We start from the raw sequence: 24,254 nt of genomic DNA, 5'->3' as shown, positions 1-24,254 counted from the left end.
GGACGCTTGTTGCGCCCGGTGACCATCAGGACGTCGTCGAGCCCCGCCGAAACGGCCTCCTCGACCACGTACTGGATCGCGGGCTTGTCGACGACGGGCAGCATCTCCTTGGGAGTGGCCTTGGTCGCCGGCAGGAACCGGGTACCGAGGCCCGCCGCCGGGATGACGGCCTTGCGCAGGGCGGGGCGGGGAACCATGGGGTGCTCGTCCTTCTCGTTGTCCATGTCAGGCGCCGATCAGACCGCGCTCACCGGTCGGCTGCCGCGGGATGTGCGCCATGGCGATGGCGGCCGGCGCGGGCGCCGGGGTCCGCTCGGCCAGGGGCAGCACCGCGGGGGCGGGCTCCTCGCCCAGGAAGAGACGGCGCACCACGCGCTCCGCCGCGTTCCCGTCGTCGAACTGCACGAACCGCTTCCGGAACGCGGCCCGCAGCTCGGCGGCCTCGTCGCTGTTCCAGGCGCCGGAGCGGAAGACCGAGATCAGCTCGTCCTCGGAGGTGGCGGTCGCACCGGGGGTCTCGCCCGGCCGGCCGGAGAGGATGTCGAAGTAGACACCGCGGGCCTTGCGGTAGACCTCCCAGTCGTCCGCGTAGGCGACGATCGGGCGGTCCAGGCACGCGTAGTCGAACATGATGGAGGAGTAGTCGGTGATCAGCGCGTCGGCGGCCAGACAGAGGTCCTCCACCACCGGGTACTTCGACACGTCCTTGATCAGCCCGCGCTCCTGAAGGGCCTCCAGCCGGGGGTCGGCACCGTAGAAGTAGTGGGTGCGGACCAGGACCACGTGGTCGGGCCCGAGTTCGCGGCAGAAGCGCTCCAGGTCGATGCGGGGCACATAGCCCTTCTGGTAGTCGCGCACGGTCGGGCAGTAGAGGATGGCGGTCTTGCCCTCCTCGATGCCGAGGTCACGGCGGATCCGCTGGACGTCCTCGGCGGTGCTGCGGAAGTAGACGTCGTTGCGCGGGTAGCCGTACTCGACCGCCTCGAACGCGCAGGGGTAGACCCGCTCCCAGATCTCGGTGGAGTGCTGGTTGGAGGTGAGGCTGAGGTCCCACTTGTCCGCCCGCTCCAGCATCTTGGCGAAGCTCATGTTCTTCGCGGCGGCGGGGAACTTCTGCTGGTCGATGCCCATCTGCTTCAGCGGGGTGCCGTGATGGGTCTGCAGGAAGACCTGCTCGGGGCGCTTGACGATGTTGTTCGGGAAGTTGACGTTGTTGACGAGGTACTTGGCCCGGGCCATGACCTCCCAGTAACGCGGCGAGTTGGCCACCACGTAGTCGATTCCCTCGGGGACGGTGTCCACCGCGTCCCGCTTGACGACCCAGACGCCGCGGACGTTCGGAGCCAGCTCCTTCGCCTTGTGGTACACGGCCGCCGGGTTGCAGGCCACACCCCGGTTCCAGTAGGCCGCGTAGACCGCGAGGTTCTCGTCGACGGGGCGACGCAGGTGCAGCTGGTACAGGCGGTTGTAGGCGGTCTTGCCGAGCTTGGTCTTGACCTTGGCGGCCCGCTGGATCACCTGGCGCCGGGTGTTGCTGGCGGCCATCACCGTCGCGTACGCCGTGTAGGAGCCGCGCTCCAGCAGCTGGAACCTGGTGCCCTGCGTGCCCTCCGGAACGACGAAGCCCTTGGGCTTGAAGCGCTTGTAGTTGGCGGCCGAGAGCTTGAAGAACTCCGCGCGGTCCTTGGGGACGATGCGGTCCTCGCGGGCCAGGGTGAACAGGTAGTGGCTGGCCGCGCGCTCGAACAGCAGCGCGCGGACCGACTCCAGGTGGGGGCGCTCGTCGAGGAACTCGAAGAGGCGCGCGTACTGCTCGAAGATCCCGAAGTGCTTGCGGCCGGGCGTGCGCATGGAGTTGCCCTGGCGGCGCTGGCGGTACTCGACGCAGACGTGGTCGCTGGCGGCGATGCGCTCGGCGGTCAGCATGGTCTTGTAGACCATGAGGGCATCCTCGTAGATGCCGTCGGTGAAGGTGAAGTTGTGGTCGTCGACGTAGAACTCGCGGCGGTAGGCGCGGTTCCACACCACGGCGAACATGTTGAGGTACTCGGGCCGCTCCAGCGCCGTGAAGACGTCCGTGCCGGCCTCGGCGAGCATCTCGCCGGCAGCGCTCGCCTGGACGCGGTTGTTCCAGTAGGTGCGGACGTGGTTGAGCAGCAGGATGTCCGGATTGTCCGTGGCCTCGAGGCGGTCGGCCATCGCCTGCAGTGCGCCGTCGGCGAGGGTGTCGTCACTGTCGAGGAACAGGATGTACTCGCCGCGGGCCTTCAGCGCACCGGCGTCGCGCGCCTTTCCGATGCCCCGGTTCTCCTCGAAGTGCACGGGTATGACGCGATCGTCCAGCGCGGCGTATTCATCGAGTATGCGCCCGCAGGAGTCGGGAGAGTGGTCGTCGATGGCGACGATCTCGAAGTCCTCGAAGGACTGGGAGAGAATGGAGTCCAGGCACGCGCGCAGATACCCCTGAACTTTATAAACGGGGACGACCACGCTTATTTTCGGCGAAGTGCTTCCATTCGCGAGGGGCATGCTTGGAGCTCCTGGGCTGTCGGTCAGAGTCAACCGCCTCCCGCTGCTGACCTGCGGCGGGAGGCGAGAGGCACAAGGAGTGCTAGGTTAAGGTTGGTTTAAGCCTACCCTAACGCGACTCCGGAGCCGTTCTTACTACGGCCCCTTCGCTCCTGGTCAACCGGGCTGTGGCAAGACTCACCCAAGTCTCAACTGTCCTTTTCAGACCAGAACGTCCTTGTAATAGATGCTCGCCCTCTTGCTCTGGTCCGTGTCGGACGTGTAGGAGGCGAAGCCGCTGCACAGTCGCAGCGCCTGCGGGTTGCTCGGATCGGGGATCTGGATGGCCATCCCCTCGGGCTCGCGGTAGAGCAGGGTGTAGCCGGCCTTGGTGAGCTTCTGTTCCACCTGGGTGCCGGTGTTCCAGTCCACGGTGGTGATGAAGGTGTTGCCGTCCGGCGAGGTCGAGCCCGCCGTGCCGTACGCCGAGCCGGCCAGCAGGTAGAGGTAGCTGCCGTAGCTCGCGAAGCCCTGGAAGGTGTCGGTGTAGCCGGGCTGGAGGTCCGCCGGCTGGGCGACGTCGGCGAGAGTGGTCCGGCCGCCCGCCTTGAACGAGGCGAGGTCGTACAGGCGGTAGCGGAAGGCGCCGTTCACCCTGCAGCGCACCGCGAGCCGGTTGTTGACCGGGTCGACGGCGCAGGTGGTGCGGTCGACGCCGCTTTCCAGGGTGTACTGGGTGAGCGCGGGGGAGTCCGCGGTGAGCACGGCGCCGTTGGCGAATTCGAACCGGGCGAGCCGGTCGCCCCAACCGGTATAGGTGCCGTCGGTATTCGCGGTGCGGACATTGTGCGTCTCGGTCCACAAAAAGCTGCCGGAACTGGTGGTTTCGACGCCGATCTGGACGCCGTGCCCGAATCCGCGCAGATACATCGTGCCGAGAATGTGCCCGGAGGTGTCCAGCCGGGTCAGGACGAGATCGCCGTTGGCCTCCCGGTCGGCACCGGAGTAGGTCTGCGTCTCTCCCGGGAGCTGGAGTCCGCCGTCGACCAGCTGCACGGTGAAGAGGTGCCCGCGGGTGTTGTCGAAGGCGAAGGACTGCAGGACACGGGTGCCGGCCAGGTCCACCTCACGCAGGAGCGCGGTGGAGGAGGCGGTCAGATCGAACCGCTTGCTCGCGGTGACCGAGCCGGGGGTGGCGTCGTCCCGTGACGTGCGGCGGGTGCGCGCGACGCCCTCGGCCGCGCCGATGGCGACGAGCGGAACGGCCGCCGCGCCGACGACGGCACCCCCGGCGCGCAGAAAGCGTCTGCGATCGAGCATGGTGACGGAAGCCCCCCTGGAATGGAAAAGAGAAAAGCGCCAATGTCCGCGCCTTTGGCATGCAAATAGGACATGCCGTGCCAAGGGGGAGCTGGCTGGATAGCTGGCCGGTAATTAAAGCAGGTGTTAATCGATCGCGGTAGCAAGGTTGGAATCAGTCATTCCGTTGGTCATGACGTTGTAAAGCTTCCCCCAAGGTGACGATGATCTTTGAGGGGCCGTGAACCGTTTTGCCGAGGTATGACCCAGTTAAGTAACTGGTTAATCTCCCGCCTGCGTGTGTTCGCCATGTGTTGGCTTTGTGCTGCCCGCGTGCCGCGGACCCGCTCTTTTTGACCGTTTGTGGTCGATATTCGGCCAGAGGGGTGGGGGTTCGTGAAACGTGCGTCGTACAGACGCGGCTTCGTCGTAACGGTCTCCGGTGCGTTGCTGTCGGCTCTCCTGACGGTCCCGGCGTTCGCCGCGTCCGTCGCCGTGGCGAAGCCGAAGGACAGGACCGTCAGCGTGCCGGCGGGCAAGGGCGAGAAGGTGCCCGCGCAGCAGGCGGAGCCGACCATGACGAAGGCGCCGAAGGTCGCCTGGCCGAAGGGGGTGTCCGCCAGGGTCGACCTCTCGAAGGCCAAGGCGGGGCACGCCCTGGCGGTCGCGCCAACGGGAACCGTCGTGGACGCCCCGGTCGGCAGTGCCGCGGCCAAGTCCGCCGTGGTGTCCGTCCAGACCCCGACGGCGGCGCAGATCCGCACCGCGGGACTGCCCCCGCAGTCGGCGTTCGCGCTCGGCCAGAAGGCCGCCAAGGACGCGGTCACCGAGGGCAGGGCACTCGGCTTCTCCCCGTCCGGAGCCGCTCCCGGCAACGTCGACGTACAGGTGCTCGACCGCACGAAGATCAAGTCGATCGGCGGCGTGGGCATGGCGCTGCGCCTGACCCGCAAGGACGACAGGCCCGCCCCCGGGCCGGTCGGCGTCACCATCGACTACGACGCCTTCAAGTACGCCTACGGCGGCGACTTCGCCTCCCGGCTGCGCCTGGTGCAGATGCCCGCGTGCGCGCTCACCACGCCGAAGAAGCGCGGCTGCTCCCCGGACACCCGCCGCTACCTGCCCGTCCACAACGACGTGAAGTCGGGCAAGCTGACCGCGACGGTGTACGCAGACGCGGACCCCACCGCGACGACGAGCACCCCGACGTCCGGCGCCACGATGATGTCCGCGGCCACCACGTCCACGGTGACGACGCTGACCACGGGCTCCTCCTCGGACGCGGGCGACTACCGGGCCTCCACGCTCAGCCCGACCGGCAAGTGGGACGTGTCGACCGGTTCCGGCGACTTCACCTATGACCTGCCGATCACCCTGCCGAAGGCTCCCTTCGGCGCCACGCCCAACCTGTCGCTGTCGTACGACTCCCAGTCGGTGGACGGCCGTACCTCCGCGACGAACAACCAGGCCTCCTGGGCGGGCATGGGCTGGGACCTGGACGTCGGCTACATCCAGCGCATCTACAAGAACTGCTCGCAGGACGTGAACAACACGGTCGGCGACCTGTGCTGGCAGTCGCCGAACCCGAGCACCGAGCCGGACGGCGCCGAGTACGTCATCAGCCTCAACGGTGTGAACTCGGCTCTCATCCAGGACGGCAACGGCACCGGCTCCTACCACGTCCAGGACGACCCGGGCTGGCGGGTGCAGCACCTGACCGGCGGCCACGGCGCGGACGACGAGTACTGGGTGATCTCCTCCCAGGACGGCATGCGCTACTACTTCGGCTGGGGCCGCAGCGAGCGTGACAAGGTGCAGAACGGCACCGACGTCTACACCCACTCCGTGCTCACCGTTCCGGTGGCCGGCGACGACACGGGTGAGCCCTGCCACGCCCAGTTCCCGGAGCCCTGCACCCAGGCCTGGCGCTGGAACCTGGACCGCGTGGTCGACCCCAACGAGGTCGAGAACGCCTACTTCTACGACAAGGCCACCAACTACTACCGCTCGGTCATCAACACCGACAAGGCGCGCCAGTACGACGCGGCCGGCTACCTGACCCGCATCGAGTACGGCTGGGCCTCCCAGATCACCGGCGCGAAGCTTCCCGCCAAGGTCGAGCTGTCGCACGTGGGCCGGTGTGTGGAGCGGATGAGCGACGCCGACCCGCTGGGCAAGGAGCCCGCGGCCTGCCCGGGCATCTCCTCCACCCCCGACTCGTACCCCGACGTGCCCACCGACCTGATGTGCGACGGCACCTCGGCGGACAACTACTGCGCGGGCAAGACGTACTACCCCACGTTCTTCAGCACCGACATGCTGTGGGACATCAAGACCTACGTCAGTGACGACGGCGGTACGACGTGGGACCCGGCGATGCAGTACCAGATGAAGTACGGCCTGCCGAACCCCGACGGCACCGTCGGCAAGACCCTGTGGCTGGACTACGTCCAGCGCGAGGGCTACGGCGACGGCCCCGACCTGCGCCTGCCGGTCATCAACTTCAACGGTGAGTGGCTGGACAACCAGGTCGGCTCGTCCACCCTCAACTTCCGCCGGGTCGACAAGATCTACGGCGACCTCGGCTCGGTGACCAGCGTCACCTACGGCCAGCCCGACGCCTGCGACATCAACAACCTGCCCAGCGAGTCGTCCAACACCGAGGACTGCTTCTGGCAGAAGTGGACACCTGAGGGCTCCAGCACCACCGAGACCGGTTGGTTCAAGAAGTACCTCGTCACACAGGTCTCCGTGGACCCCGGCGTCGGCCAGGGGGCGGGCACCGACGGTGACCCGGTCATGACGACCAGCTACCAGTACACCGGCGGCGCCGGCTGGCGGTTCACCAACGATCCGCTGATCTCGGACTCGGACGAGACCTGGTCCGACTGGCGCGGCTACCAGCAGGTCGAGGTCTTCACCGGTACCAAGAGCAACGCGGCCTCCACCTACTACTGGCTCTACCGCGGCCTGGACGGCGACCGCACCTCCAAGACGGACACCTCCGCCACCCGCAGTGTCTCGGTCACCGACGGCTACGGCACCTCCTGGACCGACTCGGCCTGGCTGGCCGGCCACACCCTGGAGTACTCCAAGCGCGACGGCGACGGCAACTCGCACCAGCGTGTCCGCCAGGAGTACTGGGTCCACGACACCGCCCACTACGACGGTCTGCCCGACGCCCGCTTCGTGCGTGACAGCAAGACCACGACGGACGACCTGACCTCCACGGGCTGGCGCGAGCACGTCGTCAACAACGAGTTCGACGACACCTCCACCACCAGCACCACCTACGGTCTGCCCCTGCGCACCAACGACTGGGGCGAGGTCAACGTCGACGACAACCGCTGCACCACCTACGGCCGCGCATACAACACGTCCAACTTCCCGAACTCGGACGTCAAGCGCTGGATGGTCTTCGAGGACGAGGAGCGCCACTACGCGGCGGACTGTGCCTCGCGCGGCTCCAGCAACCAGGACTCGTACAAGGTCACGCTGTACGACGGTTCGACGTCGGTCGCGAACAACGACGCCGCCCTGGTCGACGGCAACGCGACGGAGAAGCAGCTCTACACGGACGCGAGCAACTACCGCTCGACCCGCTACGACTACGACGGCGCAGGCCGCGTCATCGCCTCCTATGACGGCAAGGGCCAGAAGACGACGACGACCTACTCGCCGGCCACCACTTGGCCGACCAGCGGCGTCACCGTGACCACGCCCGACCCCGACGGCAGTGGCCCGGGTACGGCTGAGTCCTCGACCACCTATTACTCCAGGCTGTGGGGCGCCCCGTACCGGATCCTCGACGCCAACGGCCACACCACGCGGATCGTCCTCGACTCCGTGGGCCGCACCAGCCAGGTCTTCAAGGCGACCGAGATCGGCAACTACCCCGACGGCAACCCGTCGATGAAGTTCACCTACACGATCCCCACCGCGACCAACAGCGACGGTGTGCCCGACTCGGTCACCGGCGCGCCCCTGGTGACGTCGAGCGTCCTGCAGTCCGGGACGACGTACGTGAACTCCTACACGTACGACGACGGTCTCGGCCGTACCCGTGAGACCCAGTCCGCCGCGCCGGACGGCACCGGCCGCGACGTGGTCTCCACCCGCTACGACACCTCCGGCAACGTCACCGGTGTCTCCGCCGCCTTCTACAACTCCAGCGCGGCGGGTTCCGGGATGGTGCTGCCGACGGTGGCCGACCTGCCGTCGTACACCGACCCGATCATCGACTGGGCGGGCCGCACCACGCAGACCCAGATCCTGGTCAACGGCACGCCGCAGGCGACCGGTCACAGCCGCACGTACTACTACGGCGACTACACCACGACCGTCCCCGCAACCGGCGAGCGCACGGACACCTACACGGACGTCTTCGGCCAGACCACGAAGGTGGTCCAGTACGGAGCGACCGGCCCGAGCACCACGTCGTACACCTACACGCGCAGCGGCAAGCTGTGGACGATCACGGACGTCAAGGGCAACGTCGCCACCTACGGCTACAACTGGGCCGGTGGCCGGACCTCGGCGGTCGACCCCGACGCCGGATCGACCTCGACGCAGTACGACGAGAACGGCAAGGTGAGCACGGAGAGCGACAACGGCACGACGCTGACCTACCAGTACGACAACCTCCAGCGACAGACGACCCTCTCGCAGGGCTCGACCGTCCTGTCGAAGCTGGACTACGACACCGCGCCCGGCGGTGTGGGCCAGCTGGCCGCGTCGACCACGTACGCGAACGGCAAGGCCTACACCGTGGGCGTCACCGGCTACGACGACCGCGGCCGGGTGACGGGCAGGAAGTACACGATCCCGGACGACGGTTCCGGCCTGGCCGGCAGCTACACGTTCGGCTACGGCTACGACCTCGCCAACCACCAGACGTCCGTCAGCTACCCGCAGATCGGCGATCCGTCGGTCGGCCAGCTGCCCGCGGAGACGGTGACCACGACGTACACGGCCCAGGGCCTGCCGTCCAAGGTCTCCTCGCCGCTGGCGACCTACCAGTCGAACATCGCCTACGACCGTCTCGGCCGCCTCAACGGCCGCGCGTTCGGCAGCGGCGGCTCGGACGCCACGGTGAACCGTGCCTACACCTACAACGACACCGACGGCAGCGGCATGCTGTCCAACATCAAGACCACGGTCACCAGCGGCAGCACCACCAGCAGCGCGCAGGACGACACCTACACGCGCGATCTGGGCGGCCAGGTCACCGGTGTCACGGACGGCGTGGCCAAGCAGAGCGAGTGCTTCACGTACGACGAGCTGAACCGGCTCAGCCATGCGTGGACCACCGAGGCCACCGACGGCTGCACGGGCGCGGCCACGCCGGACCTGAGCAGCAGCCTCGACCCGTACAACCAGTCGTATACCTACGACGAACTCGGCAACCTGATGTCCGTCACGGACACCACGGCGAGCGGGTCGACGACCAAGAAGTACACCTACCCCGGTTACAGCGCCGACGGTTCCTCGTACACGGCGGGCCAGGCCCACCCGCACGCGGTGACCCAGGCCGGCTCCGACACCTTCGGCTACAACGCGGCGGGTCAGATGCAGACCCGCACGGTGAACGGCGTCAGCTCGTCCATCGGCTGGACCCCCGACAACCGGGTCAGCCAGATCACGGTGCACAAGTCCACCGGCGACGAGGTGTCGGGCTACGTGTACGACGCGGACGGCAATGTCCTGCTGCGTACCTCACCGAGCGAGAACGTCCTCTACCTCGACGGCCACGAGCTGCACAAGTCCAAGGACCTGGGCGTGAAGGCGACGCGACTGTACTCCGCCGCCGGCACCACGGTCGCCATGCGTGAGGGCGACGGCTCGACGAACGGCAAGCTGACCTGGCTCGCGGACGACACCCAGGCGTCCACGGCCCTGCTGATCGCCATGGGCGGAGCGGTGATCCGTCGCCGCTACACCCCGTTCGGCAAGCAGCGCAGCGTCGGCGGCACCCTGCCGTCCGATCTCGACCGGGGCTTCCTCGGCAAGCCGGAGGACGACAGCACATCCCTGTCGATCCTCGGCGCCCGGATGTACGACCCGTCACTGGGCCGGTTCATCAGCCCCGACGAGCTGATCAAGCCGTACGACCCACAGGCGCTGAGCGGCTACAGCTACTCGGGCAACAACCCGGTCAACTACAGCGACCCGTCCGGGCTGATGCACATGCCGGACTTCGACCCTGAGCCGCAGCAGCCGAAGGGCAGCTGGTCCCTGGTGGACACGGGTGAGGACCAGCAGCCGAAGGGCAGCTGGTCCCTGGTGGACACGGGCCAGATCGCCAAGGAGGACGCCATCCGCAAGGCCGAGCAGGCGATCCTCAAGGCCATCCCGAGCATCGAGACACCGGTCCAGAACGCGATCACGCTGGCGCCGGGGGAGATGGGCAAGGGCCCGAATCTGCTGGGTGCCCTCAAGAAGATCGGGAGCTATCTGGGGAGCTACACCAACACCACCGGTGTGTGCGGAAACCTGGGCGGGTCGATCGCTGCGGGCAAGGCACGCAGTATCTGCCTCGTCCGGACCACCTCGGCCAAGGGAAAGACGGCGTGGGCCTTCACCTACACCAAGGAGGACACGGTCGGTCCGGACGTCGGCGGTGGTGCGACCGTGAACTTCCTGTTCAGCAACGCGGACTCGCTCAACGAGCTGCGGGGTATGGGTTCCGGAATCGACGGTGAGTACGGTCCGTTCCGCGGTGGCTGGCGCGGCACGTATTCCACCAAGAATGCCCGCGGTGACACGGTGAATTCCTTCACCGGCGGTTGGGGCCTCCAGATGGAACTCGGCGCGAGTTTCGCATCCGGCACAACCGGTATCACCAGAGTCGCCGACGTGCCGAAGCTCTTGGGGTCGCTGACCGTGGGCAAGGTCTTGAAAGCCCTCTGGTAACGGCGTCAACGGCATTCGTTGATCGATGAGTTCCAGCCCCCTGTCCCCCCTGGTTAGGCGGGGCAGGGGGCTGGTACCTTGTGTGCCATGCCTGAGTTCCTTCGGATCCTTTGCTCCGCCGTTCCGGCATTCTTTTTCCTTTTCGTGGCGATCGATTACCGAAACTTCGGGCTCCGGGTCTACGATCTGCTGGAATCGATGACCTCCGCGGCGCCGAACCCGAGAATGACACCGGACCGTTTCCGGGTCATAGCCGGAATCGTGTCCTTCATCGGTCTCGGCTCGTTCGTCTACGACCTGGCCCACCTCTGACCTCCGGTCCGCCCAGTGGACCGCTCGAGCACGCTCCGTGCACATCGCGTAGATTGCAACCGCCACGCCCGAGGGGACGTGGGCGCGAGGTCGGAGGGAAGCACGTGTCAGCGGCAAGGCATCAGGTCGCCACGGCCCGCAGGATCGTCGTCAAGGTGGGGTCCTCCTCGCTGACCACCGCCGCCGGCGGCCTCGACGCCGACCGCGTCGACGCACTCGTCGACGTCCTGGCCAAGAGCCGCAGCGGCGGCGAGAAGGAGATCGTCCTCGTCTCCTCCGGCGCCATCGCCGCCGGCCTCGCCCCGCTCGGCCTGCGCCGCCGCCCCAGGGACCTGGCCCGGCAGCAGGCCGCAGCCAGCGTCGGCCAGGGGCTGCTCGTCGCCCGCTACACCGCCTCCTTCGCCCGCTACGGCGTCCGCGTCGGCCAAGTCCTGCTCACTTCCGACGACATGAGCCGCCGCGTCCACCACCGCAACGCCTCCCGCACCCTCGACAAGCTGCTCGCGATGGGCGCCTTCCCGATCGTGAACGAGAACGACACGGTCGCCACCGACGAGATCCGCTTCGGCGACAACGACCGCCTCGCCGCCCTCGTCGCCCACCTCGTCCGCGCCGACCTGCTCGTCCTCCTCTCCGATGTCGACGGCGTCTACGACGGCGACCCCAGCAGGCCCGGCACCTCGCGGATAGCGGAAGTGAAGGGCCCGGAGGACCTCGCGGGCGTCGAGATCGGCAGCGCCGGCAAGGCCGGCGTGGGCACCGGCGGCATGGTCACCAAGGTCGAGGCCGCCCGGATCGCGGCCGCGGCCGGCATCCCCGTGGTCCTCACCAGCGCCGTGCACGCGGCGGACGCCTTGAGCGGCGGCGACACCGGCACCTACTTCCACCCCACCGGCAAGCGCTCGGCCGACCGGCTGCTGTGGCTCCAGCACGCCTCCACCCCGCAAGGGGCGCTGACCCTGGACGACGGCGCGGTGGATGCCGTCGTGAGGCGGCGCAAGTCGCTGCTGCCCGCCGGAATCGCCGCCGTGGAGGGCGAGTTCAGCGCCGGCGACCCTGTCGAACTGCGTGACACGGCAGGCCGCGCCGTGGCTCGGGGGCTCGTCAACTTCGACGCCAAGGAGATCCCCCGGCTGATCGGGCGTTCGACCCGTGAACTGGCCCGGGAACTCGGCTCCGCGTACGAACGCGAGGTCGTACACAGGGACGACCTGGTGCTCCTGCACACGTAAAACGGGACGTAACGACCGCCCCCGGTGGGGGACGTTCCGTAAAACCGCCCCGCGGTGCCGTAGGGCCTGCTCAACTTTGTCTGGAGAGAGACATTCCAGAGACGTTCCCGAGCAGTGGGTGAAGGAGGCCGTCGTGAGACGAGTGCGCGCTGGGGTGGCCACCCGCGGTGCCCTGACGAGCGTCGCAGCCGGCGACACCTATGAGGAGCCCAAGGATCTGCCCCGGCTCTGGCACGTCACCCTCAGCGTCGCCGGGCCGGACGTCCCCCTCACCGATCTGCGGCGGGCCCTGGAACAGCTGGCTCACGACCACCCCTTCCTGCTGACCAGCCGGTACGCGAGCGACCACGCGGAGATCCGGTACTGGGAGGAGGCCCGCGACCTGCATGACGCCGCCGCGGTCGCCCTGCGCCTGTGGGGCGAGCACCGGCAGACCGCCGGACTGCCCCCGTGGGAGATCGTCGGCCTGGAGGTCATCGACCGCGAGACCTACCACCAGCGCATCGCCGAGGGCTACGGCCCACCGCCCGCCACACCGGTGGGAGTCCATCCCTTTTGATCCGCCTTGGTCGCATTTGAGTCCTCCTGAGGTGTGTCTCGGGGTTTGGGGTCCTGTCTCGGCGTTTGGGATGAGCGGTGTGCGACCCGCCCGGCGCACTACCCTTCCCTCATGACCACGCTCTCGCCGTACGACTCGATGTCCCCGGTCACCCAGGCCGCCTACCGGGCCAAGGCCGCCGCCGCCGACCTCGCGCCGCTCCCGCGGGCCGTGAAGGACGACGCGCTGCTCGCCATCGCGGACGCCCTCGAGGTCCGGACCAACGAGATCGTCGAGGCCAACGCCAAGGACATCGCCAAGGCCCGGGAGAACGGCACCAGCGAGGCCATCGTCGACCGGCTCACCCTCACCCCCGAGCGGGTCCGCGCCATCGCCTCCGACGTCCGTGACGTGGCGAAGCTGCCCGACCCGGTCGGCGAGATCGTCCGCGGCTCGACCCTCCCCAACGGCATCGACCTGCGCCAGGTCCGCGTCCCGCTCGGTGTCGTCGGCATCATCTACGAGGCCCGCCCGAACGTCACCGTCGACGCCGCCGCCCTCTGCCTGAAGTCCGGCAACGCCGTCCTGCTGCGCGGCTCCGCCTCCGCCTACGAGTCCAACACCGCCCTCGTCCGCGTCATCCGCGACGCGGTCGGCGGCTCCGGGCTGCCCGCCGACGCCGTCCAGCTGGTGCCCGGCGAGAGCCGCGAGAGCGTGCGCGAGCTGATGCGCGCCCGGGGCCTCGTCGACGTGCTGATCCCGCGGGGCGGCGCCTCCCTCATCCAGACCGTGGTGAGCGAGTCCACCGTCCCCGTCATCGAGACCGGGACCGGCAACTGCCACGTCTACGTCGACGCCCACGCCGACATCGACATGGCCATCGACATCCTGATCAACTCCAAGGCCCAGCGGGTCAGCGTCTGCAACGCCGCCGAGACCCTCCTCGTCCACCAGGACATCGCCCCCGAGTTCCTGCCGCGCGCCCTCGACGCCCTCGCCGAGGCCGGCGTCACCGTGCACGCCGACGAGCGGGTGATGGCCTACGCCAAGGACTCCAAGGCGACGGTCGTGGAGGCCGTGGCCGAGGACTGGGAGACCGAGTACCTCTCGTACGACATCGCCGCCGCCGTGGTGGATTCGCTGGACAAGGCCGTCGAGCACATCCGGTTGTGGACCTCCGGCCACACCGAGGCGATCGTCACCACCTCCCAGCAGGCCGCCCGCCGCTTCACCCAGCTGGTCGACTCCACCACCGTCGCCGTGAACGCCTCCACCCGCTTCACCGACGGCGGCCAGTTCGGCTTCGGCGCCGAGATCGGCATCTCCACCCAGAAGCTGCACGCCCGCGGCCCGATGGGCCTGCCGGAGCTGACCAGCACCAAGTACATCGTCACCGGCGACGGCCACGTGCGCCCCTGAGACCCACCCGTTCGGCCGCACGTCCGCCCGTCGTGGCGGGCGGCCGAAACGTCGTCTCACCAGTCAGACGAATTTCCATACCGTCTGCCCAAATTGACCCCCCAGGTCTACTCTGGATGCGTGCCGGAGGACGTGGGGGGCACGCCGTTCCCTGACGGCTGGGAGCCCGACGATGATCACGACCACGGGGTGTCGGACGAAGAGTTCGCCTCCGTGGTCTTCGACGAGGCCTTCGTACGGGCGGCCACGGTTCATGAGCCGACCGCCGTCGAGCGCCTCCTGGCCGCCGCACAGGCCAGAGCCGAGGCCTCCGAGGCGGAGGCCCGCCGCGCCCATGCCCGAGGCGAGCACTACGACGACGCCTACGGCCCCGAGGGGACCGATTTCGGCCAAGATCCGGACGACGACGAGCTGGAGGACACCTACGTCCTCGGTGACCGCCACTTCGGGGGATACGGCAGGCAGATCCGCTGGCACCGCCCCGTGGCCTGGCTGCTGGCGGTCGTGATGGGCATCGGCGTGGTCGCCCTGGCCTTCGCCGCCGTCTACCGGGGCGGCTCCGCAGGCACCCGTGACGGGGTCCCCCCGCCCGCCCCGACCGGCCTGGAGCAGGGCAGCGCCGCCGCGCCCTCGGTCTCCGCCGACACTTCCCAGCCCGCCGCCTCGGCCATCCCGCGCTCGCCCTGAACTTCCGCCCCCGTTCTTGGTGAGCACCTGTCAGAAGTTGTCGTGTAGCAGGGCGTTTACCCGAGGCCCACGCGACCTACCCTGAAAGTATGGGCGGGCCTGGAGACCCACCGGAGGGCACACCCGAGGGCGGCCCCGGAGGTGGAGAGGACGAGTACCGATCCGTCGTCTTCGACGAGTCGTTCGTCCGCGCTGCCCGCCTCCAGGAGTACTCCGCCGAGGAGCGGATGGCCGACCACGCGCCCGCCGTACGCCGCCGGCCGCCCCTGCACCGCGGACTCACCCGGCAGGCCCTGATCCTCGTCCTGCTGATCGCCGTCGCCTTCGGCACCGCGATCTACATGGGCGTCCGCCACCCCTACGGCTCCCAGGAGACCCGGCACCCCGCCGAGCCCCTGCGGATGACGGTGATCCCGCTCGCCCCGACGGGCAAGGTGCCCGGCACCGCCGACGCCGAGTACCTGTACGCGCACAGCCCCGCCGCCCCGTACGAGGTCGGCGCCGAGGGCATACCCCTGCCGGCCTCCCGCAGCACCGCCCACTTCTCCGACAGCCAGGTGGTGACCGCGCTCACTGCGGCCAAGGACTACATCGTCCGTTCCTCGCTCTACCCCGAGGTGCTCACCGGACGCCAGGTCAGCCCCGCCCGGTCCCTCCTCGACGCCGACCAGCTCGACCAGTTCGACCAGAGCTTCGACCACCCCGCCGCGGACGGCCGGCACGCCCCCACCGGCTGGCTGGTCCGCATCGACCCCTCCCGCGCCCAGCTCGCCGACGACCGGATCCGCGTCCAGGGCGACCTGCAGGCCATCGAGGCCGACTCGGGCATGCTGGAGGTCACCGCCGACCACACCTTCGTCTACGCCCTGCGCGCCACCGGCGCCGCGGCGAACGCGCCGGTGTCCCTCTTCACCGTCCGCCGCGAGCTGACCTTCCGCTTCACCCGCGACGACCTGCGCACCCACCAGGTGCAGCTGGTCACGTCGTACGTCCAGGCGGGCCCCCTCGCCTGCGCCGAGGACTCCACGGCCTACTTCCGCCCCCTCCTGGCCGGCCAGACCGCCCGCACCGGCGGCCCCGCGGGCACCGACCCCTACGAGACGGACAGCCCTGCGGCCCTGTGCGGGACGCTGGCCGCTCGGGCTCAGCCGACGGTGTGAGCGGTCGCGCCCGCCCTGCAGCAGGTGAACAGGAGCCCGGGTGCCCTCGCGGAGGCGAACAGGAGCCCGGTGCCCTTGCGGAGGGCTGACGTCATCCCTCGGCCGGAGCGTCCGTCGGGCCCCCCTTCGCCGGCGGCGGGCTGCGGAAGCCGTCGAAGCCGCGGCGGACCCGGCCGCCCAGGTCGCCCGCGCCGCCCGCGAGGTCCGTGACCAGCTTCATCAGCGGGTCCTTGGAGGTCTTCACATCGCTCGCGTAGCTGGCCGCCGACTCGCGGAAGGAGTCGCTGACCGAGGTGTCCTTGTCCTCGTCGCGCCGCGGGTAGTGACCGTCCATGATCCGCTGGAAGTCCCGGGACTCGGCCCACTTCTTCAGCTCGGCCGCACGGATCGTGGCGAAGGGGTGGGAGCGGGGCAGCACGTTCAGGATCTTCAGCACGGAGTCGCGCAGATCGCCCCCGGACTCGTACTCCTCGGCCTGCTCCAGGAACGCGTCCACGTTCATCTCGTGCAGATGGTTGCCGCCCGCGATCTTCATCAGGCCGCGCATCGAGGCCTGGACGTCCTGCCCCACCAGCAGACCCGCCCGGTCGGCGGACAGCTCCGACTTGCGGAACCACTCCCGCAGCGCCGTCACGAGCGCCATGACCGCGAGGTTGCCCAGCGGGATCCAGGCCACCCTCAGCGCCAGGGTGGTCAGGAACAGCAGGATCGTGCGGTACACCGAGTGCCCGGACAGCGCGTGCCCCACCTCGTGCCCGACGACGGCACGCATCTCCTCCTCGTCGAGGAGCTCCACGAGCCCCGTGGTGACCACGATGATCGGCTCGTCCAGGCCGATGCACATCGCGTTCGGCTGCGGGTCCTGGTTGACGTACATCGGCGGGACCTTCTCCAGGTCCAGGATGTAACAGGCGTCCAGCAGCATGTCGTGCAGATGCTGGAACTGCCGCTCGGAGACGCGCACCGAGTCGGACAGGAACAGCAGTCTCAGGCTCCGCTCGGGAAGCAGCCCGCTGAGCGCCTTGAAGACGGTGTCGAATCCGCTCAGCTTGCGCAGCGCGACCAGGGCCGAGCGGTCGGCCGGATGCTCATAGGCACGCGAGGAGATCCCCGGGAAGCGCCTGCGCTGCCTGCTGGGCACGCGCTCGTGCCCCGTCTGCTGCTGGCCGTCGTCGGACATGTCGTCCCCCATGTGCGTGTGAGTCCACTGTGCCCCCGAAGCGGAGCCCAGCCTAGGCGGAGATACCGTGGACGGGCAGTACAGCCGAAGGAGTCCACCCATGGAGCACCACCCCGCAGCCGCCCGGCTGACCGAGGCCGCCACGAGCGCCGTCCAACAGCACGGCTCGTCGGGCAATCTGCTCCGTGTCGTCCTGGTCGTGATGGTCCTGGGCTGTGCACTGACCGCCTGGTTCCTGTTGAGCGGCTACAAGCGGAAAGACGACTGACAGCTCGCGAAAGTTCCCCGCGCGGCCCGAACGGCAGAGTCGGCGTGATCGCCGTCGGGGTGCCCGCATACGATGAGCCGACATCTTTATCCCGCCCACACGCGTTAGGTCCTGCCGAAGATGAGCCTTCACAGCGCCGCAGCCCAGTTGGTCACCCTCGCCGAAGCCGAGGGCGGCCACCACAACAGCCTCAACCCGGCGGTCACCGGCGGCAGCGCGCTTGCCATCCTGCTGCTCCTGCTGTGGATCACCACCCGCTTCAACCGCGACCGCTGAGCGGGGACCCCGTCCCCGGCCGGACGCCCAAGGCCGGGCCGGTAGGGTCTGCACGCATGGGAGAGCAGGACATGCCTACCGGCCCGGCGTACGAGACCGCCGACGACACGGTCAAGCACCCGCAGTACCGGCCGTTCGGCGGCCCCGCCCACACGGGCAAGCGCCGCCTCGGCGTCATGGGCGGAACCTTCGACCCGATCCACCACGGGCACCTGGTGGCGGCCAGCGAGGTCGCCGTGCAGTTCCAGCTCGACGAGGTGGTGTTCGTGCCCACCGGTGAGCCGTGGCAGAAGTCCCACCGCAAGGTCTCCCCGGCCGAGGACCGCTATCTGATGACGGTCATCGCCACCGCCGAGAACCCGCAGTTCTCCGTCAGCCGCATCGACATCGACCGCGGCGGCCCCACCTACACCGTGGACACCCTGCGCGACCTCCGCGCGCTCAACCCCGACACGGACCTGTTCTTCATCACCGGCGCCGACGCCCTCGCACAGCTGCTGACCTGGCGGGACAGCGAGGAGCTGTTCTCCCTGGCGCACTTCATCGGCGTGACCCGGCCCGGCCACCACCTGACCGACCCCGGCCTGCCGGAGGGCGGCGTCTCGCTCGTCGAGGTGCCGGCGCTCGCGATCTCCTCCACGGACTGCCGTGCGAGAGTCGCCAAGGGAGAACCCATCTGGTACATGGTGCCGGACGGAGTCGTGCGCTACATCGACAAGCGCGAGCTGTACCGCGGCGAGTGAGCCGAGAGGGGCACCGGTGAACGACCGATACGACGCGGGCGAAGGCGGCTACGGCGCCGGCCCGTACGAAATCGTCGGCTACGACGAGTACGGCCGGCCCATGTACCGGCAGGTCCCGGCACAGCAGCAGGCTCAGCGGGCGACCTACGACCCGTACGCCCAGCAGCAGGGTTACGGCTACGACCCGTACGGCACCGGCCAGCAGCCGCCGGTGCCCCCCTACGAGACCGGTCGGCCCGCACCCGGGCACGACCCCTACGGCTCCCAGGCCCCGTACGACCCCTACGCCACCGGCACCCAGCACCCCGCCGCCTACGACCCCTACGGGCAGGCCGCGAGCAGCGGACAGCAGCCCCGGGTCACCGAGCAGACCGCCCACATCCCGCAGCAGGCGGGCCCCGCGGGAGGCCCGCACATCCCGGCGCAGCCCGAGGGGCCGCACGACGACGGTGAACGGGACTACCACACCGAGCAGTTCGCGTTCGTCGAGGATCCGGACGGCGACTCCGAGGACGTCATCGACTGGCTGAAGTTCACCGAGAACCGCACCGAGCGCCGTGAGGAGGCCCGCCGCCGCGCCCGCAGCCGGATCGTCGCCCTCCTCGTCGTCCTCGCGCTCGTGGCCGTCGGCGGCGTCGGCTACCTCTGGTACGCCGGAAAACTGCCCGTCCTGTCCTCCTCCGGCTCCAAGCCCGGAGCGGCCACCCCGGTCAGCGCCCAGAAACGCGATGTGATCGTCGTCCACCTGCACAACACCGGCAAGGGCGGCACCTCCACGGTGCTGCTGGTCGACAACACCACCACCAAGCAGGGCAGCACCGTACTGCTGCCCAACTCCCTCGCCCTGAGCGCCGACGACGGCTCCACCACCACCCTCGCCAAGTCGGTGGACGACGACGGCGCCTCCGGCACCCGCGACCAGCTCGGCACCGTCCTCGGCACCGGCATCCAGGCCACCTGGCGCCTGGACACCCCCTACCTGCAGAACCTCGTCGACCTGGTCGGCAACATCGACATCGACACCAACACCGACGTGCCCGACCCGGACGCCAAGAAGAAGGGCACCGAGGCGCTCGTCCACAAGGGCAGCGACCAGACCCTCAGCGGCAAGATGGCCGTCGCCTACGCCACCTACCGTGCCTCCGGCGAGTCCCAGGACGCCCAGCTGGAGCGGTTCGGCCAGGTCATGCAGGGTGTGCTGCGCAAGATGTCCTCCGACCCGTCGGCCGCCACCGTCACGGTGCAGACCCTTGCGCAGATCCTCGACCCGCCGCTCACAGACAAGGACCTCGGCACCTTCCTCGCCAAGCTCGCCGACCTCGCCAAGAGCGGCGACTACAAGACCGCCCTGCTGCCTGTGCAGGCCGACGGCACCCTGAGTGCGAAGACCAGCGACAGCGTGGTGAAGGAGATCCTCGGCGGCACGGCCAAGAGCCCCGACGCCGGCTCCGCGGTCCGGGTCTCCGTGCAGAACGCCACCGGTGTGAAGGACGACACGGAGAAGGCCCGCGTGGTGCTCCTCAACGGCGGCTTCACCTTCCTGGAGGGCGGCACCGCCTCCGGCGCGCAGCCCACCTCGAAGGTGGTCTACTCGGACGCCTCCCACAAGTCGGACGCCACCGAGGTCGCCAAGACACTCGGCCTGCCCGCAGGCTCCGTGGCCAAGGGAAGCGTCTCCTCTGGCACCGACATCTCGGTCGTCCTCGGCCAGGACTACAAGCCCGCCAGCTCGTGACCGGGTCCCGGGCACCCCACGTGCCACCTTAATCACGTGGGGTGCGCCGGGCGGTCCGTGAGACCCTTGAGGTCCAGTGACCGCCGACCGAAAGCTTCGTAGTGACCGCCACCGACCGTTCTCTTGAGCTCATCAACACCGCCGCCCAGGCGGCGGCCGACAAGCTCGCCCACGACGTCATCGCCTACGACGTGAGCGACGTGCTGTCGATCACGGACGCCTTCCTGCTGGCGTCCGCGCCGAACGACCGCCAGGTCAGGGCCATCGTCGACGAGATCGAGGAACGCCTGCTGAAGGACCTCGGCGCCAAGCCGGTGCGCCGCGAGGGCGACCGCGAGTCCCGCTGGATCCTGCTCGACTACGTCGACATCGTCGTGCACGTCCAGCACAGCGAGGAGCGCGTCTTCTACGCCCTGGAGCGGCTGTGGAAGGACTGCCCCGAGCTGGAGCTGCCCGCCGACGCCAAGGCCACCCGCGGCAAGGCGGAGGAGCACGCGAGGCTTCAGGCCGCCGAGGCCGAACAGGAGCCGGGCGGGGAGTGGTGATGAGCGCCACCGGTGAGGTGACCGACCGCAAGACCCGCGGCCGCCGGATCATCCTGTGGCGGCACGGCCAGACCGCCTGGAACGTCGAGCGCCGCTTCCAGGGCAGCACGGACGTCGCGCTGACCGAGACCGGCATCGGCCAGGCCCGCCGCGCCGCCCGGCTGCTGGCCTCCCTGGGGCCGGACGCGATCGTCTCCTCGGACCTGCAGCGGGCGGCGGACACGGCCGCCGAGCTGGCCTCCCTCACCGGCCTCGACATCACCCGCGAGGAAGGCCTGCGCGAGACCTACGCGGGCGTCTGGCAGGGGCTGACGCACGAGGAGATCATCGCCCGCCACGGCGAGGAGTACGCCGCCTGGAAGCGCGGCGAGGCGGTCCGCCGCGGCGGCGGCGAACTGGAGACAGAGGTCGCCGACCGCGCCGCACCCGTCGTCCTGCGGCACGTCGAGAAACTGCCGGAGGACGGCACCCTCGTCGTCGTCAGCCACGGCGGCACCATCCGTACCACCATCGGTCGGCTGCTCGGTCTGGAGGCCGGGCACTGGGAGAGCCTCGGCGGCCTCTCCAACTGCTGCTGGTCCGTGCTCGGTCAGGGCGCCCGTGGCTGGCGTCTGCTGGAGCACAACGCCGGCACCCTCCCGGAGCCCGTCCTCGGCGACGACGACTGAGCCTCAGGAGGCTCGCGGACCCCGGATTTCACTTTCTGGCAGGTCACAGGCTAAAGTTCTTCTTGTTCGCCCCGCCGAGCGGGAAGAACGCCAGGGGCTATAGCTCAGTTGGTAGAGCGCCTGCATGGCATGCAGGAGGTCAGGAGTTCAATTCTCCTTAGCTCCACTGATCGACACTCTGTTGAGTTGTCAAAGATCGGTGATGAAGATCCCGTCCCCTCGAGGGGACGGGATTTTCTGTTGTGTGCATGTCGCCCGCCGCGTGTGACGGGACGCCTTCGCCCGAGGGCCCGGCGTATCACCTCACCGGCAACTCGCGCTTCCTCCGATGCCGGGCAGGCTCCCTCCGGCGCCGGGCGTCGATGATGCCCCGCACCTTGGGGGTGAGGCGTCCGGGCAGGGCGCCGGGGACGCGCAGGAAGGCGGCCGGCTCCGGCCTGCGGCGCGGAGCGCTCGCCGGCAGGGCCGCCCCCGTGTGCGTCATGTTTGTCGTGTGTGTCGTCATCGTGCGACCCCCGTCAGCTCCGTCATCCTGCTGTCCCCGGTCGTCCCCGTCCTCATCGTCGGCACCCGGACCCGGGCAGCGGGGCCCGTTCCGAACCCTGCGATCAGTGAGGCACCCGCCACTGACAGTGAGCCCTCGACGGCTGCGCGTACAGTTCGGTCAGCTGATCGGCGTGGCGTTTTTCGGCACACTGGTACTGGACCGGGTTGAGTCACTCGGCGTTCTGCGCTCGTATACCTGTGCGGAGGCGTTCTCGTGTGTGTGCCTGGACGTCGGCCTCGGCGGCCGTGGCGGGGGGCCGTGTCCGGACTGGTACTGAGGCGTCGCTGACCGTATTGCTCCGGCCGTGGCAGAATCAAACGGCCGGAAGGGGGCGCGGCCCGACGGGAGGGAGTAGCGATGCCTGCGAGCATCCTTGGGGAGGTCGGCCACCTCCTCGGTGCGGCCTTGATACGGGACACGACCACCCGGCTGAGCTGCCCTTCCTGTGGTTCCGCGCATGTGGCCCAAGTTCTCGGCGACAACGGCGGAATCTCCTACGTGTGCACGGCCTGCGGCCACAGCTGGAGCTGATCGATGGGTGCACACAGGCGAAAGTGCGACTGGTGTGGGAGCGGTACGCCGATCGTCCGCGACATGGAGCCGATCAATCCCGACTACCAGTACTGGTGCGAGGAATGCGCGCGGGCGCTGATCATAAAAGGCGACCCGATCGAGACGTACCGGGAATTGGAGGGCGAGCCGATCTACGGCCGCCTCCTCGAAGAGCACTGCACACTCAAGCGGTTCTACTCCTTCGTGACCGCCTGAATACGGGCGCACCCGCCGTCGCGTTCCGGTAGGGATGTCCGGGCCGGCAGGAGGAACAGCGCACCGGTTGCCGGGTAGAGGGCCGAAAGCATCAACTCCACGGCTTCCTGGTGCAGTTCGGGCCGCCCGGTTCCGTGCGGCACCCACCAGGGGGCGTACGAGCAGAAGACCAGCAGCGTGCCCGCGGCCGCCGCCCTGCATCCGCGTGTCCACAGCAGCAGTACGAGTGGCACACACCACACCCGGTGGTGCGTCCACGGCACCGGGCTGATCAGCAGCGCGGTGACCGCGCAGGCGCACACCGCCCGGTCCCGCCGTCCGCGCAACTCCGCCGCCACGGCGGCCGCGAGGCCCAGGGCGGCCAGGACGGCCGCAGCGGTGGCCCAGACGGCTCCCGGGTCGGGCGTGTGCAGAACGCGCGCCAGAACGCCGCGCAGGGCCTGATTGGCGGCGTCCTCGGCATGGCCGACCCGGCCCGCGCGGAACACCGCGTCCGTCCAGAACCGCCAGGAGTCGTACGGCAGGACGGCCGCCGCCAGCAAAGTCGCAGCGGCGAACACGACGGCTGCCCCGCGCGCGTGCCGTAACCACGGCGTCGCGTCCTTGCCCCGCAGGCGGGCCGCGACACCCGTCACGAGCAGGAACGCCGGGAACAGCGCGGGCATCAGTTTGACCGCCGCGGCCAGCGCCAGGCCCGCTCCCGTCCAGCGGTCGTACCGGCCGGTGGGGAGGCGGGTCAGGTCCCACAGCACCAGGACGGCCGGCAGCAAATTGATCTGGCCGTAGCGCAGCTTCGTCCACACCGGCTAGCACCAGACGGTCGGCGCCGTGACCCACCAGACGGCATCCACGCGCGCGTGGCCGACGAGTTTCAGCGACAGCCGTCGAGTTTCAGCGACAGCCGTACGAAGGCCACCAGCAGCGCGAGGTTCCCCGCCGTCGCCGGCACGCGCAGCGGCGCGGTGTCCAGCAGGGCCAGCGGCGTGAAGAGCAGGGCGGCGAACGGCGGGTAGGTGGTGGGCAGGTGGGCGGCCGTCGCCCGCAACGCGTACAGGTCACCGCTGTCGCGCACGGTGGCGCCCTCGGCCCGGTACACCATCAGATCGATCATCGACACGTGCGCGGCCCGCTGGGCGCCGAGGAGCACCGCGAAGGAGGCCAGACACACGCCCAGCCCGACCGGCACCCGGCGGTGGGCTGCGGACGACGCGATCAGGGTCACAAAAGCAGACATTAGCGTCCGTATCGATGTGAAGTGGAAACTGATTTGGCGCTGCGCCTCGCGGACCTGTAATGTTTGCGTCGTCGCCGGGGAAACCGGGCAAAACAACAAAACAAGGGGCTATAGCTCAGTTGGTAGAGCGCCTGCATGGCATGCAGGAGGTCAGGAGTTCAATTCTCCTTAGCTCCACAGAAGTCGAAGGCGGACCATCCCGACGGATGGTCCGCCTTCGGCG

The 24,254-nt window shown here is 69.1% G+C and carries 22 protein-coding genes and 2 tRNA genes; 17 read left to right on the top strand and 7 right to left on the bottom strand.

Features of this window, described 5'->3' with window-relative positions:
* The 3 genes from ACWGJ5_RS45230 to ACWGJ5_RS45220 form a co-directional block, all read right to left on the bottom strand.
* Positions 1-197 (bottom strand): sugar phosphate nucleotidyltransferase (locus ACWGJ5_RS45230; protein WP_453315426.1); only part of this gene is annotated, 197 nt, incomplete at its 3' end.
* 28 nt (positions 198-225) lie between these two features.
* Positions 226-2,529, bottom strand: a complete 2,304-nt coding sequence (locus ACWGJ5_RS45225) for a bifunctional glycosyltransferase/CDP-glycerol:glycerophosphate glycerophosphotransferase (RefSeq protein WP_453315425.1) — start codon at positions 2,527-2,529, stop codon at positions 226-228.
* A 201-nt stretch (positions 2,530-2,730) separates the two neighbouring features.
* A complete protein-coding gene (locus tag ACWGJ5_RS45220; RefSeq protein ID WP_453315424.1) occupies positions 2,731-3,828 on the bottom strand; it encodes a phage baseplate protein in 1,098 nt (365 codons plus the stop codon).
* A gap of 375 nt (positions 3,829-4,203) precedes the next feature.
* Between ACWGJ5_RS45220 and ACWGJ5_RS45215 the strand changes: the two genes are divergently transcribed.
* The 7 genes from ACWGJ5_RS45215 (at position 4,204) to ACWGJ5_RS45185 (ending at position 16,067) form a co-directional block, all read left to right on the top strand.
* Complete coding sequence (locus tag ACWGJ5_RS45215; protein WP_453315423.1) at positions 4,204-10,719, top strand: RHS repeat-associated core domain-containing protein; 6,516 nt, start codon at positions 4,204-4,206, stop codon at positions 10,717-10,719.
* Between the two features lie 87 nt (positions 10,720-10,806).
* Entirely contained in the window at positions 10,807-11,031 is a 225-nt protein-coding gene (locus tag ACWGJ5_RS45210) for a hypothetical protein (protein ID WP_453315422.1), read from the top strand.
* A 104-nt stretch (positions 11,032-11,135) separates the two neighbouring features.
* Complete coding sequence (gene proB / locus ACWGJ5_RS45205; RefSeq protein WP_453315421.1) at positions 11,136-12,263, top strand: glutamate 5-kinase; 1,128 nt, start codon at positions 11,136-11,138, stop codon at positions 12,261-12,263.
* A 133-nt stretch (positions 12,264-12,396) separates the two neighbouring features.
* Positions 12,397-12,822 (top strand): hypothetical protein, encoded by a 426-nt coding sequence (locus ACWGJ5_RS45200; RefSeq protein WP_228620469.1) that lies wholly within the window; start codon positions 12,397-12,399, stop codon positions 12,820-12,822.
* 111 nt (positions 12,823-12,933) lie between these two features.
* Positions 12,934-14,220 (top strand): glutamate-5-semialdehyde dehydrogenase, encoded by a 1,287-nt coding sequence (locus ACWGJ5_RS45195; RefSeq protein WP_453315420.1) that lies wholly within the window; start codon positions 12,934-12,936, stop codon positions 14,218-14,220.
* A 120-nt stretch (positions 14,221-14,340) separates the two neighbouring features.
* Entirely contained in the window at positions 14,341-14,907 is a 567-nt protein-coding gene (locus ACWGJ5_RS45190; protein WP_453315419.1) for an SCO2584 family spore wall biosynthesis protein, read from the top strand.
* Positions 14,908-14,996: 89 nt separating this feature from the next.
* On the top strand, positions 14,997-16,067 hold the full coding sequence (locus ACWGJ5_RS45185) for an SCO2583 family membrane protein (protein WP_453315418.1): 1,071 nt from the start codon (positions 14,997-14,999) through the stop codon (positions 16,065-16,067).
* A gap of 91 nt (positions 16,068-16,158) precedes the next feature.
* Here ACWGJ5_RS45185 and ACWGJ5_RS45180 read toward each other — a convergent pair whose 3' ends face one another.
* The gene (locus tag ACWGJ5_RS45180) at positions 16,159-17,247 is read right to left on the bottom strand and encodes a M48 family metallopeptidase (protein ID WP_385313919.1); all 1,089 of its coding nucleotides are present in this window, start codon (positions 17,245-17,247) and stop codon (positions 16,159-16,161) included.
* 100 nt (positions 17,248-17,347) lie between these two features.
* On the opposite strand from ACWGJ5_RS45180, the gene ACWGJ5_RS45175 reads away from it, so the two are divergent.
* The 7 genes from ACWGJ5_RS45175 (at position 17,348) to ACWGJ5_RS45145 (ending at position 21,648) form a co-directional block, all read left to right on the top strand.
* Positions 17,348-17,515 (top strand): hypothetical protein, encoded by a 168-nt coding sequence (locus ACWGJ5_RS45175; RefSeq protein ID WP_453315417.1) that lies wholly within the window; start codon positions 17,348-17,350, stop codon positions 17,513-17,515.
* 120 nt (positions 17,516-17,635) lie between these two features.
* Entirely contained in the window at positions 17,636-17,791 is a 156-nt protein-coding gene (locus ACWGJ5_RS45170) for a hypothetical protein (RefSeq protein WP_194293880.1), read from the top strand.
* Between the two features lie 56 nt (positions 17,792-17,847).
* Positions 17,848-18,534 carry a nicotinate-nucleotide adenylyltransferase gene (gene nadD / locus ACWGJ5_RS45165; RefSeq protein ID WP_453315416.1) on the top strand — a complete coding sequence of 229 codons (687 nt, stop codon included), beginning with the start codon at positions 17,848-17,850 and terminating at the stop codon, positions 18,532-18,534.
* Between the two features lie 16 nt (positions 18,535-18,550).
* Complete coding sequence (locus ACWGJ5_RS45160) at positions 18,551-20,269, top strand: LytR C-terminal domain-containing protein (RefSeq protein WP_453315415.1); 1,719 nt, start codon at positions 18,551-18,553, stop codon at positions 20,267-20,269.
* Between the two features lie 101 nt (positions 20,270-20,370).
* Positions 20,371-20,814, top strand: coding sequence for a ribosome silencing factor (gene rsfS, locus ACWGJ5_RS45155; RefSeq protein ID WP_453315414.1), 444 nt, complete (start codon positions 20,371-20,373; stop codon positions 20,812-20,814).
* Complete coding sequence (locus ACWGJ5_RS45150; RefSeq protein ID WP_453315413.1) at positions 20,814-21,482, top strand: histidine phosphatase family protein; 669 nt, start codon at positions 20,814-20,816, stop codon at positions 21,480-21,482. The genes rsfS and ACWGJ5_RS45150 overlap by 1 nt, the downstream gene beginning before the upstream one ends.
* Positions 21,483-21,575: 93 nt before the next feature.
* Positions 21,576-21,648: transfer RNA gene (locus ACWGJ5_RS45145), tRNA-Ala, on the top strand.
* Between the two features lie 132 nt (positions 21,649-21,780).
* Here the strand turns inward: ACWGJ5_RS45145 and ACWGJ5_RS45140 are convergent.
* Complete coding sequence (locus ACWGJ5_RS45140) at positions 21,781-21,966, bottom strand: hypothetical protein (protein WP_453315412.1); 186 nt, start codon at positions 21,964-21,966, stop codon at positions 21,781-21,783.
* 420 nt (positions 21,967-22,386) lie between these two features.
* Here ACWGJ5_RS45140 and ACWGJ5_RS45135 point away from each other — a divergent pair, with 420 nt between their 5' ends.
* Together ACWGJ5_RS45135 and ACWGJ5_RS45130 are read left to right on the top strand one after the other, a co-directional pair.
* Complete coding sequence (locus tag ACWGJ5_RS45135; RefSeq protein ID WP_107121669.1) at positions 22,387-22,560, top strand: hypothetical protein; 174 nt, start codon at positions 22,387-22,389, stop codon at positions 22,558-22,560.
* A 3-nt stretch (positions 22,561-22,563) separates the two neighbouring features.
* Complete coding sequence (locus ACWGJ5_RS45130; protein ID WP_006136074.1) at positions 22,564-22,797, top strand: hypothetical protein; 234 nt, start codon at positions 22,564-22,566, stop codon at positions 22,795-22,797.
* On the opposite strand, the gene ACWGJ5_RS45125 is transcribed toward ACWGJ5_RS45130, so the two are convergent.
* Together ACWGJ5_RS45125 and ACWGJ5_RS45120 are read right to left on the bottom strand one after the other, a co-directional pair.
* A complete protein-coding gene (locus ACWGJ5_RS45125; RefSeq protein ID WP_453315411.1) occupies positions 22,776-23,600 on the bottom strand; it encodes a glycosyltransferase 87 family protein in 825 nt (274 codons plus the stop codon). The genes ACWGJ5_RS45130 and ACWGJ5_RS45125 overlap by 22 nt on opposite strands.
* A gap of 68 nt (positions 23,601-23,668) precedes the next feature.
* Complete coding sequence (locus ACWGJ5_RS45120; RefSeq protein WP_453315410.1) at positions 23,669-24,019, bottom strand: glycosyltransferase 87 family protein; 351 nt, start codon at positions 24,017-24,019, stop codon at positions 23,669-23,671.
* Between the two features lie 116 nt (positions 24,020-24,135).
* Here ACWGJ5_RS45120 and ACWGJ5_RS45115 point away from each other — a divergent pair.
* Positions 24,136-24,208: transfer RNA gene (locus ACWGJ5_RS45115), tRNA-Ala, on the top strand.
* Positions 24,209-24,254 lie beyond the last annotated feature (46 nt).

Source organism: Streptomyces sp. NPDC054783, assembly GCF_053611725.1.
Note: the sequence above shows the minus strand (reverse complement) of the source record. Positions and strands in the feature narration are given on the sequence as shown.